Origin of the sequence: Brevibacillus sp. MS2.2 (assembly GCF_013284345.1) — a bacterium.
Classification (GTDB): domain Bacteria; phylum Bacillota; class Bacilli; order Brevibacillales; family Brevibacillaceae; genus Brevibacillus; species Brevibacillus brevis_C.
Genome location: NZ_JABSUZ010000035.1, coordinates 1 through 15,797, shown reverse-complemented (window position 1 = coordinate 15,797; position 15,797 = coordinate 1). Strand labels below are relative to the sequence as shown.

Here is a 15,797-nt window from a genome sequence, read left to right as displayed (position 1 = left end):
TATTTTGAAGCATTGGAAAAGAGGTGTGTCCATGAATTTGTTTACACGGTTTCTAGCAGCTTTTATGATCATTATACTGCTCAGCGTCGGCGGAGTAGCAGGGACAAATTATTTTTTTCTTGAGCGTCTGGTCATGGAAAATAAATCTTCTCAGCTCGAGGATTCCCTGAATTATGCGGGTGACAAGATTCGTACATGGGCACAAGAGAGGCATGCATCGCTGGCACAGGTTGCCTCTTTGCCGAATATAAACAACATTCCGTTTCCCGAGACAGCGGACAATTTGCCTCCAGAGGTCGAGTACTGGGCGCAGACGGTGAAAGGGCTGGCAGAAGCTAATCCTACGACAACCACAGCGATCCTGCGACCAGATGGCAAAGCGATCATCAATCCGTCGAGGGGGTTTCGTCTTGAGGATTTGTCCTCCCGTGATTACTTCAGCAAAGCCGTTCAGGAACAAAAGCCAGTGATTGGTTCCGCTTTTGTGTCTACAGGGGATGGAAAGGTGAAGCTGCCATTTTCTACACCGGTCTACGATCAAAACAAAAAGCTGTCCGCTGTAGTCCAGCAAGCAGTGACGCTCGATTCCATTGCAGCGTTTATTAACGGCTTTACTTTGGGAACGTCGGGTCGTGCGTACTTGATCGACCAAGACGGGCAACTGATCGCCGGCTCTACTGAGCTCAAGGAGAGCAATTGGTACAAGGAGCAGCTGGATGCGCATGTAAAGCCGCTCGAAGCAGAAGTGGAAAAGGCCAAGCAATCAGGTGATGCCAAACAAATCGAAAAGGCAGAAAAAGAGCTGAAAGCGGGTCAACTTTTCCTGAACATTTCGATGAAGCAATTTCCTCCGGCTGCCAAAGCTATCGAGACAAAAGCGACAGGCCTGATTATGGAACCATATACAAGCTATAACGAACAAGAAGCGATTACAGCTTACACTTACTTGGAAGAGCTGGGCTGGGCGCTAGTAATCGAGGAAAATTACAGCGATGTGTTGGCTAGCATTTACGAGAGTCGTAACATCAGCCTGGTGACGGTACTCGTTAGCCTGATAGCAGCAGTAGGGCTGAGCATTTTTCTTGCACGCTCCCTGATTAAGCCAATCCAGACAATCGTCACAGCGCTCGATCAAACGGCAAAAGGCGATCTTACCTGTACGCTGGCATTGAATCGTTCGGACGAACTGGGTACGCTCAGCAAGGCATACAGCCTAATGACGGAAAACCTGCGCTCCATCATCAATCAGCTCTCGGCTTCGGGAGAGGAGCTGCAGCAGTTTTCCCAGTCCTTGATGCAAGCAAGCTCGGTGACCAGCACGGCCATGACGGAAGTGACTTCGACCATTGTGGAAATTACCAAGGGAGCCGAGGAAACCAGCGGAAATATGGATCAAATCGCGAATGGCATCAATGACTTGAACAGCTTGACAGTCGATATTCAGCGATTTACGGAGCAGACGCGAACGGCTTCTCTTGATATGATGGATGCTTTTCAGGAAGGGAAGGAAGCTGTCTTACAGGCGTCTACTAAAATGAATATGGTACAAAATTTGATGAACCAGAGCATGGAGTCTATGACAGAGCTGCATGTCCAATCAGAGCGAATCGGGCAAATCTCTACCATGATCTCGTCGATTTCCAATCAGACGAATCTTTTGTCGCTAAATGCGGCGATCGAAGCGGCGAGAGCGGGTGAAGCAGGCAGGGGATTTGCGGTGGTAGCTGATGAAATTCGCAAGCTGGCTCAGCAGACAGCAGATTCGACGCAAGACATTCAAGGGATCATTGATAACATCCAGTTGCAAATCAATCAGTTCATGAAGCGCTCAGAGGAAGGGCACGGCGTGATCGAGGAGGGCGTTCGAATCGTCGGACAGACTGGAGAGACGTTGGGTGATTCTGTGGAGCGAGTACAACAGACCGTTGCTTCGATTGACGATATTAAACAGCGGATGGATGAGCAGGTCAAGCTGTCCAGGCAAATGGTCGATGCTGTTTTGGAAGTAACGGCTCTTTCCGAGGAAACATCGGCTGGCTCCGAGGAAGTACGCGCTGTGGCAGAAACGACGCTGGGCGATATGGACAGGCTGACGCAGTCTGTGACAGAACTGGATAAAATGATCCGACAGTTTGAAGCGTTGGTGAAGCATTTTAAGGTTTGAGAAAGGCAGATTTTTGCCGCACACCAGTATCCATCTGCGTGAAAAAAACATTCGCCCGATTCACGACCAAAGGCATGACGAGGGAGGCTTCGATGCAGTCGCGGATGATTACGATGAAGTGACAGAAGCGGAGCTCGCCCATGATTTTCTGATTTTCTCTACACCGATCTATTGGTACGGCATGTCGGGGCAGATGAAAAACTATGTGGATCGCTGGTCGCAGAGCTTGCGTGACAAGCGTTATTCCTTCAAAGAACGGGCAGTAGAGGAAGCAAAGATTTTTAATGCGTGGCTGAAGGACAAACAATAGCCTGAAAGACCGGAGAGAATTCCGGTCTTTCTTTTCTTTCAAACGAGCTCCTCATTCATCTAATAAAAGCGCTGCGTAATGAACTGCTTATAGCCCGGCTACCTATGTGTTAGTAGTTACAAGATAATGGTCAATAAGTAGGTAGGGCAATTGGATATTTCCAAAAACAGGGTAAAAAGCACTAGGTTGTAAATAAAAAAAGGACTTTGTGCTTATTTATGGTAATGGAAACAACTACTACCATTAATTTATCTATAAAGAATGGTCTATTTTGGTATAAGAGATAGAACATTGGATATATCCACGGAGGGAGTAGTCTACGTGAGTAATCGGGTTTTAACCTATGGAAATATTCAAGTGACACCTTACAACTTCACGCATTTGCAATCACTAAAAGTGGTTAAAAAGATGAACGAACACGCGAAGGTAACGATCACGGGCATTATTCCAGATGAGCTGAAAGACAGCTATGTGAATCTAACAAATGAACAAACGCATATCAAAATAGCTTTGACGGACGAGAAGGGGCAGCCGAAGCCATGGTTTCAAGGCATCGTGACGAATGTAAACATCCAATCCGTCAGGGGCATTTATTACCTAACAGTGAAGGCTGTTTCACATAGCTACTTATTGGATGTCAAACCGAGAAAACGCTCATTCCAAAATCCAGCGATGACTTATGCGGCGCTAGTCAAAATGGTGCTGTCCGCATATGGGAAAGCGGATTTTATCGATTCGGTCACGAACGGCAAGGCGATCAATACGTTTGTGATGCAATATGAAGAAACCGACTGGCAGTTTCTCCAGCGGATGGCATCGCGATTCTATACGGGCTTGGTGCCTGCAACGGCTTTTGATCTACCCAAATTTTATTTCGGTCTGCCCAAAGGGAAGGACAAAGGCAAGCTAGAGGTCGCGCATTATACGGTACAAAAGAGGGTGGGAGAATATCAAAGCGCTGCGGAAAACCGAGTGCCAGGAATTGATGATCAAGATTTTACGGTATTTGAAGTGGAAAGCCCGCAGATCCTCGAAGTCGGTGATGAAGTGAGCTTCAAGTCCAAGAAGCTTGTCGTCGGAGAAGCTGTCACTGAAATGAAGGAAGGAATACTGACGCATACCTACAAGCTGTTTCCACATAAGGGACTCTCGCGCAAGAAAATGTATAACAACGCGATCATAGGTGCCTCTATCCAAGGGCGCGTTCTTCAGATTCAAAAAGATAATATCAGAGCCAAACTAGACATGGATGATCAACAGGATGAGAGTACTGCTTACTGGTTCCCTTATTCGACGATCTATACGTCCGAGAACAATACAGGTTGGTATGTCATGCCGGAAATAGGCGACCAGATACGAATCTACTTCCCGAGCAAAAAGGAAGAGGACGGTATCGCCATCAGCTCGGTGCTCCGAGATAACCCAGATGCCGAATCTCCGGCTCCCCAAAAGTCCTCCGCTCCAAGTAGCTCAAGACCGAGCGCGGGCGCGGGTCCCGATCGGATGAAAGATCCGGCTGTGAAGACCTTCCGCACGAAATACGACAAGGAGATCATGCTGGCGCCAGATAAGATCGTGATATCAGCAGGCGGTATGTCTATTACAATCAGCGATAATACCGGAATCGAGATCGTGAGTGATAAAAATGTGAGCATTAGTGCTAGTAACGAGGCGTATCTGATCGGGCAAACGCTACGAGTCAAGGCCGATAAGATCGAGCTGATTGGAAAAGGAAACACCATTTCATTAAATGAAAAGATCGAGATCAAGGGAACGGAGATAAAAATGAACTAATGGGAGGAACACACGGTCATGATGAAAGAAGAAGCACTCCAGCATCTGCACGACCAGGTGTTTTTGCCTGCTTTGGCAGAACGGGTGGCGGCAGTCCAGCTATTTTTCCATCAACATCAAGCCCAGCTCGTTGATGAGTTTGTGGAGTCGTTTCGACAGATCGCAAGTCGGATCAAAGTCATGCAGGATCGTGAGGAGCTAGCACCTGTTGGATTTATTCATTACTCCATGCTGAGGACATCTATTCTGGAAGGTACTTATACCTACCTCATTGAGGCTTATACAGATCAGTGGTATTGGGAACCTGTCGAATGCTATGCCAGATACGACGCCAGTTGGGCTTTTCAAGAGATTTCATCGTTGATTCGTCTTCTAGATGAGCAGCGTAAAAAGTACATCGGTGTTCTACACACAGCGGATGTGGAGCATATGGTATGGAAGCGTTTGGATTGTTTTAGTCAAATGGTGACGGATCTGATCCGGATAGCGATCCAAGAAGCCATAAAACTCCCAGAGTATTCGGAGATAAATAAGGCGAAATGTTTGCGCATCAGGGTCGGGGAGTTTAAGGACTTTAGCGAAGATGTGCATATTGATGATGGTTCCACACGAGATCAAATCAAGGGGGCGGGATGACTTGAGAGATTACTACCAACTCATGGATGACAGTCGAATCGCTCAAAAGGTGAAACCGCAGGGTCTACGAAAGGAAGACAGCTTCGCACAGCTCCCGCCTGTCTCGATTTTAGATGTCGCTGAACATAGCTTCAACGAGTACACAGACTGGCTGGAAAAGCCTGTGCCTATGATGTCACAACAGATGAAGTCGATTATCGAGAAATACAATCCGAGAATTCAGTGGAAATGTGTCCATTTGATAGACAAGCGATCTGGCTCACAAAACGTGTACTGGGTCATGCAAATACCTACCTTGGATTGTCTTTCACAGGATAGCGAGTTTTATCTAAATGGAACCGTAAAGAGACTTGTGTTAGACCACGAAAAGATCAAGGCGCATCATTTTTTTGCCATTGAAGGAATTTTGGAGCCGTATATCGTGGTGAGTCTCGATGTAGCAGAAAGCTTACTGCGTAGAAGCTATACGGGCTTTGTTTTACAAAAAGTAGAGCAGGCGTAACGGAGGGAGTCATGACCGTTTACTGGGATGAGAAGATCTTGGATGCCTGGAATGACATCCAGAAACGACGTGAAATCAAGGAAGTAGAAGAGAAGATGGCACAAATGTCACCTGAAGAATGGCTGGCAGGAGTGCAGCGTGGTGTCATTGAGTACGAAGGGCAAACGATTTATTGCGAAGAGAAGCTATTTTTCGACGAGCAGGTGGCGATTCATCTCCCAACGTCTATGTGGCTGATTCCTAGAGGGATCGAATCAAAAGGAAATACAACTCACCAGCATGATCAGATGACTTACAAAAATGAAAAAGGCACAGTCATGTTTGGTCTGACACATATGACGCACCTCATACAGATGGACGATGTAGAGCAATTTTTGAGTACAATGACGATTCAGTTGAAAAAAAAGCAAGCGGGCTTGCAAGTCGTACATAACGAAGTGATTGAGCTCAGTGAAGTGAAGGTGGCGAGTAGCGAATTCGTCATACCGATAAAGAACGGGAAGTATTATCAAATCTTGTTTGTTACTGCACTAGAGGGGAGATTGCTGCTCGGTAGCTTCCATTTCGCAGCTGACGAAGTGATTGTATGGCAGCCATTAGCTAGAGCCTTGATTCGAACGATGCGACTGGTATGAGTTATTGCAACGTTATGTAACGAAAGGGGAGTAGGGAGATGCTTTTGTCTTTGCTTCAACTTCTGGCTCCGAAAGCACACGGTGAGTATTCCTATGTTGTACGTGGGGCAACCGTAAAATGCAGTGAGGGAACAGACACCAGTTTTTTGAATTTGCCGCAATGCCACGGAGTATACGCGCGTGGTAAACCGGTCATGAATATTGCCGATAACGTTGTCGATGCCAATATTGGGTGTTTTGGTATTTGCAGGGAAACAGGAACCGTATGTAGACCAATGATAGCTAACAAGTGGACGGAAGGAAAGCACGATGTACTGGTAAAAAACGAGCCAGCCTTACTCAGTAAGTCGGAGCTGATTTGTACTGTCAAAGGGATTATTACGATTGAAAAGGATGGGCAGGATTGATGTGATTGAAGGAGAGGAGTTTATGCAGGGAACGGATGGAGTCATGACCTACCAGGATATACAGATTGTCTGGCCCTATGGAACGATCCGACTTGATCGGTTGGAATTTGTCCATCAAACTGGCGAACATGCAAAATTACGCTTTACAGGTATTGTTCCCGAAGAAAAAGAAGATGAGATTATACATAGAGCAAGCAGCCACGACGTTATTGAGCTGTGTCAGAAGGTAGGAAAGCAGAAGAAGTCGATATTTATCGGACGACTACATCATGTGGAGATCAAGGTTGTCCGTGATGTCCACTATGTGACGGTGGAAGCTGTATCGCATACCTATGCCATGGATATGGGCGTGAAGATGCGTTCTTTTCAAGACGAGAGCCGATTGTACTCAAGTATTGTAGATGAGCTCGTGTCGAAGTATCCTGGTGGAGATATGATCGATAATGCCTTCAATGATCTCAAACAGGGCAAATACATCATGCAGTACGAAGAGACGGACTGGGTGTTTTTAAAACGAATTGCCTCTCACGTAGGGGCTGTCCTCGTACCAGATGTGAGTGCAAATAAGGTGCGCTTCTGGGTCGGTCTACCAGAGGGAAGAAAGCAGATCAAGCTGAAAGACAGGCCATACGAGGTTAACCAGTCCATCGCACCATATAGGACCTACACGTTTGAACACGACGATGTTTTAGAGCTTGGGGATGAAGTGTTGCGAGAGGGGCAGACCTTTGCTATTACCAAGCGAATAGCAAGCATGGCAGATGGTCTATTCAGGTGGACGTATGTTTGCGCAACTCGCAAAAGTGTGAAACAAAAGAAGTTCTATAACAAAGCCATCATCGGTGCCGCTATCGACGGGAAAATCATTCAAATCGGACGAAACCAAGTCAAAATCCATCTCACTATCGATAAAACGCAAGATAAGAGCAAGGCACAGTGGTTCCCGTATGGGGCGGAAGGCAACCAAATCCTATACCTCATGCCGGAGATCGGCTCTAAAGTAAAATTGTATTTCCCAGGTGCCGATGAGGACGATGCGATGGTCATCAACTCCGTCCGTCATGCGCCACAGGGAAGCTTTGTCGAGAAGAACGACAAGCGAATGGTGGACCCGGGAGTCAAATCGTTTGGCATCCCACAAGGAAAAGAATTCACCATGGGAGACACCGAACTGAGGATGACCGCCAAAGAAGGTGCGTTGGAAATCTCGATGAGTAGCCTATGGGGTGTGAGTCTGAACAGTACCACGAATGTAAACATTCAAGCGTCAGGAGAGCTGAATGTAAATGGTGCCGCTGTCTACATGGTGGGTTCGGGAGGGATGTACCTCGATACAGCTACGGATACGATCGCATTAGTAGAAGAGAACGACACGAGTAGCGATCAGATTCTTCTGGATGCGGAGAAGAGTCATTCGTTTGCACCAATCTTGAGTCCGTTTGAAAAAGATATTAAGAGTCTAGGCTGGCAGGGCGCGGTAGATAAACGACTCGCAGATCACGATGCGGCCGAAGCCAAAGGGGAAGGGGAAGTCGTTGAAGAGACCCTGTCGTCGCTATGGAACTTTGCCGTAGATGTTGCCGATGTTGCCTACACGGGCGTACAATTGTTAGCGAGTGATGAGGGTGAGACGGTCACCAACATTAGGGGAGCTAAGGTTAAGTCGTTAACCGAGGGGAACAACTTAGCAAAAGAAACAGAACAAAAAGCTACGAGTGCGGCAAACTATGTAGGAGATGTGTTTCAGGGCGAGAAGTCGTTCGGTGAAATCGGTCAAGATATAAAAGCGGCTGGTGTAAAAGTCGGAGAGAGCGTCATGCAAGACTACGTTATTCCAGTCGGGGTGAATTGGCTACACCATATAGAAGACAAGTATGGAGGTGAAGAAGCAAAGCTAAAAAGAACACTGGAGGAAAGCTACCAACGAGGTAGGAATAGGGGAAGAGTAGATGTCATAGGTGCTGAGGTAATCGCGAGTGGACTGTCAGGTGGAATGGGTGGAGCCGCTATGAAGACAGTGACTACAACCGCCAAACTGACGCCAGATGGACCAAATAGGGATCGTACGCCAGATGGTAACGGCAGAGATGGAAGCAACGGAAGCAATAGAAGCGACGGAAATGAAACTCCATTATTCGGACTTTTTGACTCGATTAAAAAAGATATGGAAACGCTGGATGGGAAGTTCAAAACGAAGGCGAAGACTGTTGAAGATGCGTTGAAAGAAATGCAAGAGATGGTTGATAGTCTTTTAGCTGCTATGCAAGGATATTCCAAGCTGGTTCCCGCTACAGGTAGGCCGATGTTCTTTTCGTTGGACGGGAATGGTGGTGGCGGGCATAACCATAATACTGGGAATAGTAGAAATAATAAGGGAGATAATGAGGGGACGGGTGATGCTACTAAGTTTAAATTTCCTGATGACCCAATGAGAGATGTTAGTGGTTCTGGTAGAATTTCAAACCCAACAGAATGGAATGATATACTAAAAGATGTAGAATCTCAAGGTGGAAAAATTAACTACACAACTGATTCAACCACCATGGGATATGGACCAAATGGCACAAGAGGAAATCCAGGTACTATATCAATAGATCCTGATGCATCTTTTAGTGCCTTGAAACATGAATATCAACATTTTCTTGATGACAAAGCAAGTGGTTGGGAAGGTTGGAGAGTAAAATTAACTGATTATGATGAAGCTTATCGATGGGAGGTAAATGCCTATCAAATAGAAATTGATATGGCAAAAGAGCTAGGAAGAAATGATGTAGTTGAGCATTTACTAAAAAATTTAGAAAAAGAAAAATCCAAAATTTATAATCCATGGGGTGATTAAGATAATTAGCAAAAATGAATTAGATGAAAAAATTCGCCAAATAAAGCAAAATGAATTATCAGTACAAGAGTTAATTGATTGTTTGGATTCGAAACAAATGTATATTATCAGCAACACTATTATTCAATTGGTGAAACTAAAAATTAATAATTCGTTAGTTATTGCTAAGCTTCAAAATTTAACTCAATATATGGGTGAACGTTATGCTTTTGCAGAGGGAATTGGAATTGGACATTTTGCTATGGCAACACTATCAATCTTTAATACCTCTGACTCTTTATATGTGTATCATGAAACTTTAAAAAATTTAATGGATATAGATATAGAGAGGATTAAAAAGGCAACTCTAATCCTGAATGACTTAATTGATAATGATATTAAGGAGGATAAAGGATAGAAAGTTTTATTTCGGTGGGGCCACCCAGTACGGAATGAGCCCATCATTCAACCAATTACAGACTTAACCCATGTAATACCCGTACACAGATTTCTTCATTTTCCTTGTACGCACATGAAGCTTTAATTTTATACCCTATTTAACGTAATAGTATTGCATCGAACAGGTCGATTATGGTCAGATACCACCATGATTGACCTGTTTTTTGTTATGTTCGTTTTCTTGCGGTTTTTTCAAAAATAATTGGTGAAGGGGCGGTCAGAGAAATATTTACTGCAACTAATTGGGAGCATGAGCGACAAGAGTCAATGCTATCGACCACTGAAATGATGGCTAGAAACATCGGGTGTAGTTCTAAGTCAGTAGAACGTCATATCAATGAATTGGCAGGCAAGAAGAGTCCGGTAACGACGACACATAAGAAACCCCCACTTCAACCGGTAGGTAAGTGGGGGGGGAGTATTATTCATTTTCCCTCGAGATGACGCAGGATCGCCATCAAATCCAGCTCGCCCAAGCCTTCTTCCAATGCATGACGATAGGTCGCATTTACGGATTCAGCCAATGGGGTAGAGACGCCTGCTTCATTCGCAAGGCGAAGGTCCTTGGCCATATGCTTTAGGGCAAAGGCAGCCGGATAGTCGTCAGCGAGGATGGAAGCGGCCTTTCCGCGAATGAGTGGCGTTCCTACGGCGCTCTCGGAAATGATGTCCAGCATTTGCTCCGTACCAATGCCGAGGGATCGTGCGAATAATAAAGTTTCAGACACACCTTGTACTGTAATGCCGAGCAGCAGGTTGATCGCCAGCTTCGCAGATGTACCCGCTCCGTTTGGTCCCAAATAAAAAGCGGCTTTGCCCAGCTTGTCCAGCATAGGCTTGGCTACCTCAAAATCCGCCTCTTCGCCGCCTACCATGATGACGAGCTTCCCTTCTTTTGCAGGGCCTACACTACCAGATACAGGCGCATCGAGAAAGCGCAGCCCAGCTTGTTTGGCGTGCTCGGCAAGAAAACGGGAAGTATCTGGTGAAATGGTGCTCATGTCCACCGCCAGCTTTCCTTGCACGGGAAGACTCAAGAGACCACCTGAGCCCGTATAGATTGCTTTTACGGCATCATCGTCACTTACCATCGTGAACAGTACATCGCTTTGTGCTACCAAATCTGACAGAGTGGCTGTCTCCTTCGCTCCCAGAGCCACTAATGGTGCAGCTTTTCCCGGTGTACGATTCCAGACACGTACGTCGTAGCCAGCAGCCAGCAGATTGCTAGCCATTGGAATGCCCATATTCCCCAAACCAATCCAACCGATGATCATCGTCTTGTTCTCCTATCTGCGATTTATGCTTTTATTTGTTGTTGGACAAGTATCTTTAAAGCAGCGTGCTTGGATTCTGTCATTGCAAACAACTCGTCAAATCCGGAAGGAAGCGTCTTGTCAAGAACACGCAAGCCTTCCTCGGTAATGCCACCTTTGGTAGCAACACGCTCGATTAGCTGGTCGAAGCTAAGCTGTTCGTTTTTGAGCAAAAGAGCGGTTCCCAGCATCGTTTCCACCAGCATGCTTCTCGCAGTATCCAAGTCAAGCTCTGGTGTTTTGCGAACGGCTGCCTGGGCGAACGCGTCAAGAATCCCTGCGATCAGTCCTGGTGCGCTGCTGGTGAGGATCGTTGCTGTTTCGATCTCGACCTCGGACACTTCCTGTGATTGACTAATGGAAGACAAGAGCGTGAGAAGGTCATTGCGATCCTCTGCACTTGTTCGACTGCTGCATGTAAACAACGATACACCATGCAACTCTTGCGAAGTGACGGTAGGAATTACCTTGCTTACGGCTCCAGCATGGACGGTTTCCAAATCATCGATGCTAACGCCTGCTGCCACAGAAACAATATGTACACTTTCAGGGATAGACAACTCACGCAGTAGAGGCAGGATATCCAGTGGCTTTGTGCAGAGAAAGACCAGCTTTGCCTGGTCGCACACCTCTTGCGCACTTTCGGCTATGAGAATGCTATGTGATGCTTGCAGATTTTCAGCCTTTTCTCTTGTTCGATTGAAGACGCTGATATGCTCGGGCTGGATCACACCGCTTTTACAGAGTGATTTCACCAGCATTTGTCCCATACTGCCTAATCCAATGATTCCAATTCGCATGTGCAAACCCCCCGTCTTATTGTAACGTAGCCTCATGAAAAAAGGTACAGCCTCCCATGTGAGAGCACTGTACCTTTGCAGTTTCGTTAAAGAGATTAGTCGTCAGAGCTACGGAAAATCATGATGTACTTCGCCAACTCGAGAACAGAGATCAGAGCGGCAGCTACGTAAGTCAGAGCGGCTGCGCCCAGTACTTTGCTTGCTCCACGCTCTTCTTCATTGCGGATGAAGCCCATTTTGAGCATCAGTTCTTTCGCACGGCTACTTGCGTTAAACTCGACAGGCAGTGTCACGAGCTGGAAAGCAACTGCTCCGGAGAAGAAGATAATCCCGATGAGCAGGAGTCCAGCCATTTTAAAGAAGAAACCAGCCAACAGCAGCAATGGCGCCACACCGGACACCAGATTGACTACTGGGAAAATACGATGACGTGCTACCAGCATCGGGTAGGAGACCTTGTGCTGAATCGCATGGCCGACCTCGTGACAAGCAACGGACAGGGATGCAATCGAGTTTCCGAAGTATACAGGATCAGACAGGCGTACGACACGGTCAGTCGGGTCGTAGTGGTCAGTCAATGTACCTGGGATGTGCTGAACAGGAACGTTCGTCAAGCCGTTCGCATCGAGCATGCGGCGGGCAGCCTCTGCACCGGTAAGACCGGAGGAGGTAGGAACTTCGGCGAATTTGTTAAAAGTTCCTTTCACACGGAACTGTGCCCAGAGCGACAGTCCGAATGCAATCAGAATCAGGAAATCCATAGGATGGAAAAACATTCCACACTCACTCCTCGTTGTAATCTATGAAAACGAAATGTTGCTAAGCCATACATGTAACCCTACTACTTCATTCTGTCCCATATTCATGTATACGAATAAGTCCTGTGACAGTTTCACTATTTTATTGTACAATCTCTGACTATTATTGACAATGTTGCTGCATGCGAAAAAAACAGACACATTCCTCGTCATTTTGATTGGGAATGTGTCTGTTTTGATGCTATCTGTCGTGATTTTGGGTTTTGTGATGCTCGGTTTTGCGTGGGTTTTGAAAGCCAGTCACTTCGAGCATTTTACTGCTCATTTTGGAATCCAACGTCTTTTCAGGAGCCTGCGGATATGATTTTTCACCTTTGGACACCGGGATATCCTCCTCGAAAACATAATCGCGAACAGGCTTATTATTTCCTTGGATGGATGCAAAAGGACGTGGGAATGGTTTACAGCTGAGAAAAGGCGCGGTCTACAGCTGCGATGGTGTATTGAATGTCTTCTTCTGTATGAGCTGTGGTCACGAACCAGGCTTCATATTTGGATGGTGCCAGGCATACACCTTCATTCAGCATCAGTTGGAAGAAGCGGGCAAAAATTTCTCCGTTCGCTTTCTGAGCAGCATCATAATCATGAACAGGCTCGTCCGTGAAGTAAACAGCCAGTGCCCCTTTTACACGATTGAGCTGAATGGTTACGCCGTGTTTGTTGGCTGCTTCGGTGATTCCGTTCGCAAGCATGGCGCCCAATCGTTCGAATTCATCGTACACGCCCGGCTGTTTCAATAATTCCAGGCAGGCAATTCCCGCCCGGATGGAAGCAGGATTACCGGCCATTGTTCCTGCTTGATACGCAGGTCCGAGTGGAGCGACTTGCTCCATGATTTCCTGACGTCCGCCATAAGCGCCAATTGGCAGACCGCCACCGATAATTTTGCCCAATGCAGTCAGATCAGGCTCGACTCCGAGGAGGTTTTGTGCTCCGCCATAGCAGAAGCGGAAGGCCGTGATCACTTCATCGTAGACGACAAGGGCGCCAGCTTCGTGCGTAATGCGGTTAACCTCTTCCAGGAAGCCAGGCTCAGGTGCCACGATACCGAAGTTACCGACAATCGGCTCAACGAGGACGCAAGCCGTTTCGCTTCCCCATTTGCTCATAGCATTTGCGAATGCTTCGACATTATTAAAAGGTACCGTAATGACTTCGCTAGCAATGCTTTGTGGAATACCTGCACTGTCTGGAATCCCCAAGGTAGATGGACCGGAGCCCGCAGCAACGAGCACCAAATCAGAGTGGCCGTGGTAGCAGCCTGCAAATTTGATGATTTTGACACGACCGGTATAGGCACGTGCTACACGAATGCAGGTCATTACTGCTTCTGTACCGGAGTTATTAAATCGAATGCGCTCCATCGAAGGGATTGCTTCGCGGATCATGTTTGCAAAGGTAATTTCCCATGGAGTAGGAGTACCGTACAGGGTTCCGTTGGCAGCCGCTTCGCAAATCGCTTTGGTTACATGTGGATGGGCATGGCCAGTAATGATGGGGCCATATGCTGCTAAATAGTCAATATATCGATTGCCGTCCACGTCCCAGAAATACGCGCCCTGGGCACGTTCCATCGTTACGGGTGCTCCCCCGCCTACAGCCTTGAAAGAGCGGGAAGGGCTGTTTACCCCGCCTAGAATGACGTCGAGTGCTTCCTCGTGCAGTTGCGCGGATCGTTCACGTTTCATGCATATTCCCTCTTTTCTATTGGAACTACCTCTTTTGGAAAAAGTCCTTCATTATCTTACCACAGCTATTCAACAACTGGATATGAACGGAGAGCTATAGATGAAGGAAAGGAAAAATGATACAATTTTCAAGCAAATCACTCCATGCGTAAAGGCGGGGTCATCATGAAACTTGAGTGCATTTCCATGAAAGGAAGCGGCAAAAGCAATGAGGACGCCTACGTGATTCAGCAGGTTAAGCATGTGTATGCAGTTATCGACGGGATTACGTCGCTGATTCCGTATGAGAATGCAACAGGACAGACAGGTGGAGCTATCGCGGCTGAGCTCGTTAAAAACCAGCTGGAAGCAATGCCGGAGGATGCAGCTTTGCACGATTATTTGGAGACGATAAACGAAACTCTTCAGGAACGTATGCAGCAGAGTGACATTGATCTTGAGAAAAAGGAAGCATTGTGGGGAGCGGCCTGTGCAGTCGTCCGTGTAGGAGATGCCCATATCGAGTACGCGCAGTTGGGAGATTGCATGATATTTGCCGTCTATGAGGATGACGCTGTGCGACCCCTGACGCATACGCAAGTCAGCCATTTGGAACAGGCCGCCTTGGCGAAGTGGGAAGAAGGAATTCATGAAGGATTGTGTACGCGAACAGAGCTGTACGAACGATGTATGGACATCCTGATCCATAACCGCTATCAGGCGAATGGACCAGGAGGCTATGGCGTGTTGAATGGCGATGCTGCCTGTCGTGATTTTATTGAGTATGGACGCATGAATCGAATTGGCGTGAAGGCATTGGTTCTCATAACGGATGGCCTTTTCATGCCGAGAGCTTTAAGTGGATCACAGCCGAAGTGGGAAGAGACGGTGCTGCCGATCGTACATAAAGGGCTGCAACGTTATACAGACGAGCTCATCTCTCTGGAAAACAACGACCCCGAATGCATCCGCTATATCCGCTTTAAAAAGTCAGACGACAAAACGGGCATGATCCTTTATCTTCATTAACAGTTTGGTGCAGTTTGCCTTTTGCACAAATCGATTGGCTCATATACACTACAAATGGTATTTAAGCGAAGAAAAAAGGACGGTTTTGCATGATTCAGGTAAATCATTTACAAAAGGATTTCCGCATCCATCAGGCCAGACCGGGCCTTGGTGGTGCTTTTCGTGATTTGTTTAGTCGGGAGTACAAGACGGTAAATGCGGTGGATGACCTTTCTTTTACAGTAGAGGAAGGGGAAATGTTCGCGCTGATTGGGGAAAATGGTGCCGGAAAATCGACCACGATCAAGATGCTGACCGGTATCTTGACCCCGAGCGACGGCGAAATCGTCATTAACGGCTATGTGCCCTTCAAGCAGCGGGAAGAGTACGTTCGTTCCATCGGAGTTGTTTTCGGGCAGCGCTCTCAGCTTTGGTGGGACCTATCGCCGCTAGAGTCCTTCCG

General features: G+C 46.9%; 15 protein-coding genes and 1 pseudogene. 11 read left to right on the top strand and 5 right to left on the bottom strand.

Annotation, left to right across the window (positions count from 1 at the left end; translation table 11 throughout):
* Positions 1 to 31 precede the first annotated feature (31 nt).
* The 9 genes and pseudogenes from HP568_RS24070 to HP568_RS24030 all read left to right on the top strand — a co-directional run bounded on the left by HP568_RS24070 (position 32) and on the right by HP568_RS24030 (position 9,684).
* Positions 32 to 2,164 (top strand): methyl-accepting chemotaxis protein, encoded by a 2,133-nt coding sequence (locus HP568_RS24070; RefSeq protein WP_173630443.1) that lies wholly within the window; start codon positions 32 to 34, stop codon positions 2,162 to 2,164.
* A 28-nt stretch (positions 2,165 to 2,192) separates the two neighbouring features.
* Positions 2,193 to 2,423 (top strand): annotated as a pseudogene (locus tag HP568_RS24065) (flavodoxin family protein); the annotation flags it as partial.
* Between the two features lie 372 nt (positions 2,424 to 2,795).
* Complete coding sequence (locus tag HP568_RS24060) at positions 2,796 to 4,268, top strand: contractile injection system protein, VgrG/Pvc8 family (RefSeq protein ID WP_173630442.1); 1,473 nt, start codon at positions 2,796 to 2,798, stop codon at positions 4,266 to 4,268.
* Between the two features lie 18 nt (positions 4,269 to 4,286).
* Positions 4,287 to 4,904, top strand: coding sequence for a hypothetical protein (locus tag HP568_RS24055; protein ID WP_053079552.1), 618 nt, complete (start codon positions 4,287 to 4,289; stop codon positions 4,902 to 4,904).
* Position 4,905: 1 nt separating this feature from the next.
* Positions 4,906 to 5,406, top strand: coding sequence for an imm11 family protein (locus tag HP568_RS24050; RefSeq protein WP_048031435.1), 501 nt, complete (start codon positions 4,906 to 4,908; stop codon positions 5,404 to 5,406).
* Positions 5,407 to 5,417: 11 nt separating this feature from the next.
* Positions 5,418 to 6,041, top strand: coding sequence for a hypothetical protein (locus HP568_RS24045; protein WP_173630441.1), 624 nt, complete (start codon positions 5,418 to 5,420; stop codon positions 6,039 to 6,041).
* 38 nt (positions 6,042 to 6,079) lie between these two features.
* On the top strand, positions 6,080 to 6,448 hold the full coding sequence (locus tag HP568_RS24040) for a DUF4280 domain-containing protein (protein WP_048031437.1): 369 nt from the start codon (positions 6,080 to 6,082) through the stop codon (positions 6,446 to 6,448).
* 22 nt (positions 6,449 to 6,470) lie between these two features.
* Positions 6,471 to 9,287, top strand: a complete 2,817-nt coding sequence (locus HP568_RS24035) for a phage late control D family protein (RefSeq protein WP_254551476.1) — start codon at positions 6,471 to 6,473, stop codon at positions 9,285 to 9,287.
* Positions 9,280 to 9,684 carry a hypothetical protein gene (locus tag HP568_RS24030; RefSeq protein ID WP_048031438.1) on the top strand — a complete coding sequence of 135 codons (405 nt, stop codon included), beginning with the start codon at positions 9,280 to 9,282 and terminating at the stop codon, positions 9,682 to 9,684. Before HP568_RS24035 ends, HP568_RS24030 begins: the two co-directional genes overlap by 8 nt.
* A gap of 466 nt (positions 9,685 to 10,150) precedes the next feature.
* On the opposite strand, the gene HP568_RS24025 is transcribed toward HP568_RS24030, so the two are convergent.
* The 5 genes from HP568_RS24025 to HP568_RS24005 form a co-directional block, all read right to left on the bottom strand.
* A complete protein-coding gene (locus HP568_RS24025; RefSeq protein ID WP_048031439.1) occupies positions 10,151 to 11,002 on the bottom strand; it encodes an NAD(P)-dependent oxidoreductase in 852 nt (283 codons plus the stop codon).
* A 23-nt stretch (positions 11,003 to 11,025) separates the two neighbouring features.
* Positions 11,026 to 11,841, bottom strand: a complete 816-nt coding sequence (locus HP568_RS24020) for a pyrroline-5-carboxylate reductase family protein (protein ID WP_173630440.1) — start codon at positions 11,839 to 11,841, stop codon at positions 11,026 to 11,028.
* Between the two features lie 95 nt (positions 11,842 to 11,936).
* Positions 11,937 to 12,617, bottom strand: a complete 681-nt coding sequence (locus tag HP568_RS24015) for a zinc metallopeptidase (protein ID WP_048031441.1) — start codon at positions 12,615 to 12,617, stop codon at positions 11,937 to 11,939.
* 223 nt (positions 12,618 to 12,840) lie between these two features.
* The gene (locus tag HP568_RS24010; protein WP_007729817.1) at positions 12,841 to 12,981 is read right to left on the bottom strand and encodes a hypothetical protein; all 141 of its coding nucleotides are present in this window, start codon (positions 12,979 to 12,981) and stop codon (positions 12,841 to 12,843) included.
* 79 nt (positions 12,982 to 13,060) lie between these two features.
* A complete protein-coding gene (locus tag HP568_RS24005) occupies positions 13,061 to 14,347 on the bottom strand; it encodes a glutamate-1-semialdehyde 2,1-aminomutase (RefSeq protein WP_217366750.1) in 1,287 nt (428 codons plus the stop codon).
* Positions 14,348 to 14,491: 144 nt separating this feature from the next.
* On the opposite strand from HP568_RS24005, the gene HP568_RS24000 reads away from it, so the two are divergent.
* Positions 14,492 to 15,355 (top strand): protein phosphatase 2C domain-containing protein, encoded by an 864-nt coding sequence (locus tag HP568_RS24000; RefSeq protein ID WP_173630439.1) that lies wholly within the window; start codon positions 14,492 to 14,494, stop codon positions 15,353 to 15,355.
* Positions 15,356 to 15,444: 89 nt separating this feature from the next.
* Positions 15,445 to 15,797, top strand: a 353-nt coding sequence (locus HP568_RS23995) for an ATP-binding cassette domain-containing protein (protein WP_173630438.1), incomplete at its 3' end; no start/stop codon positions are given.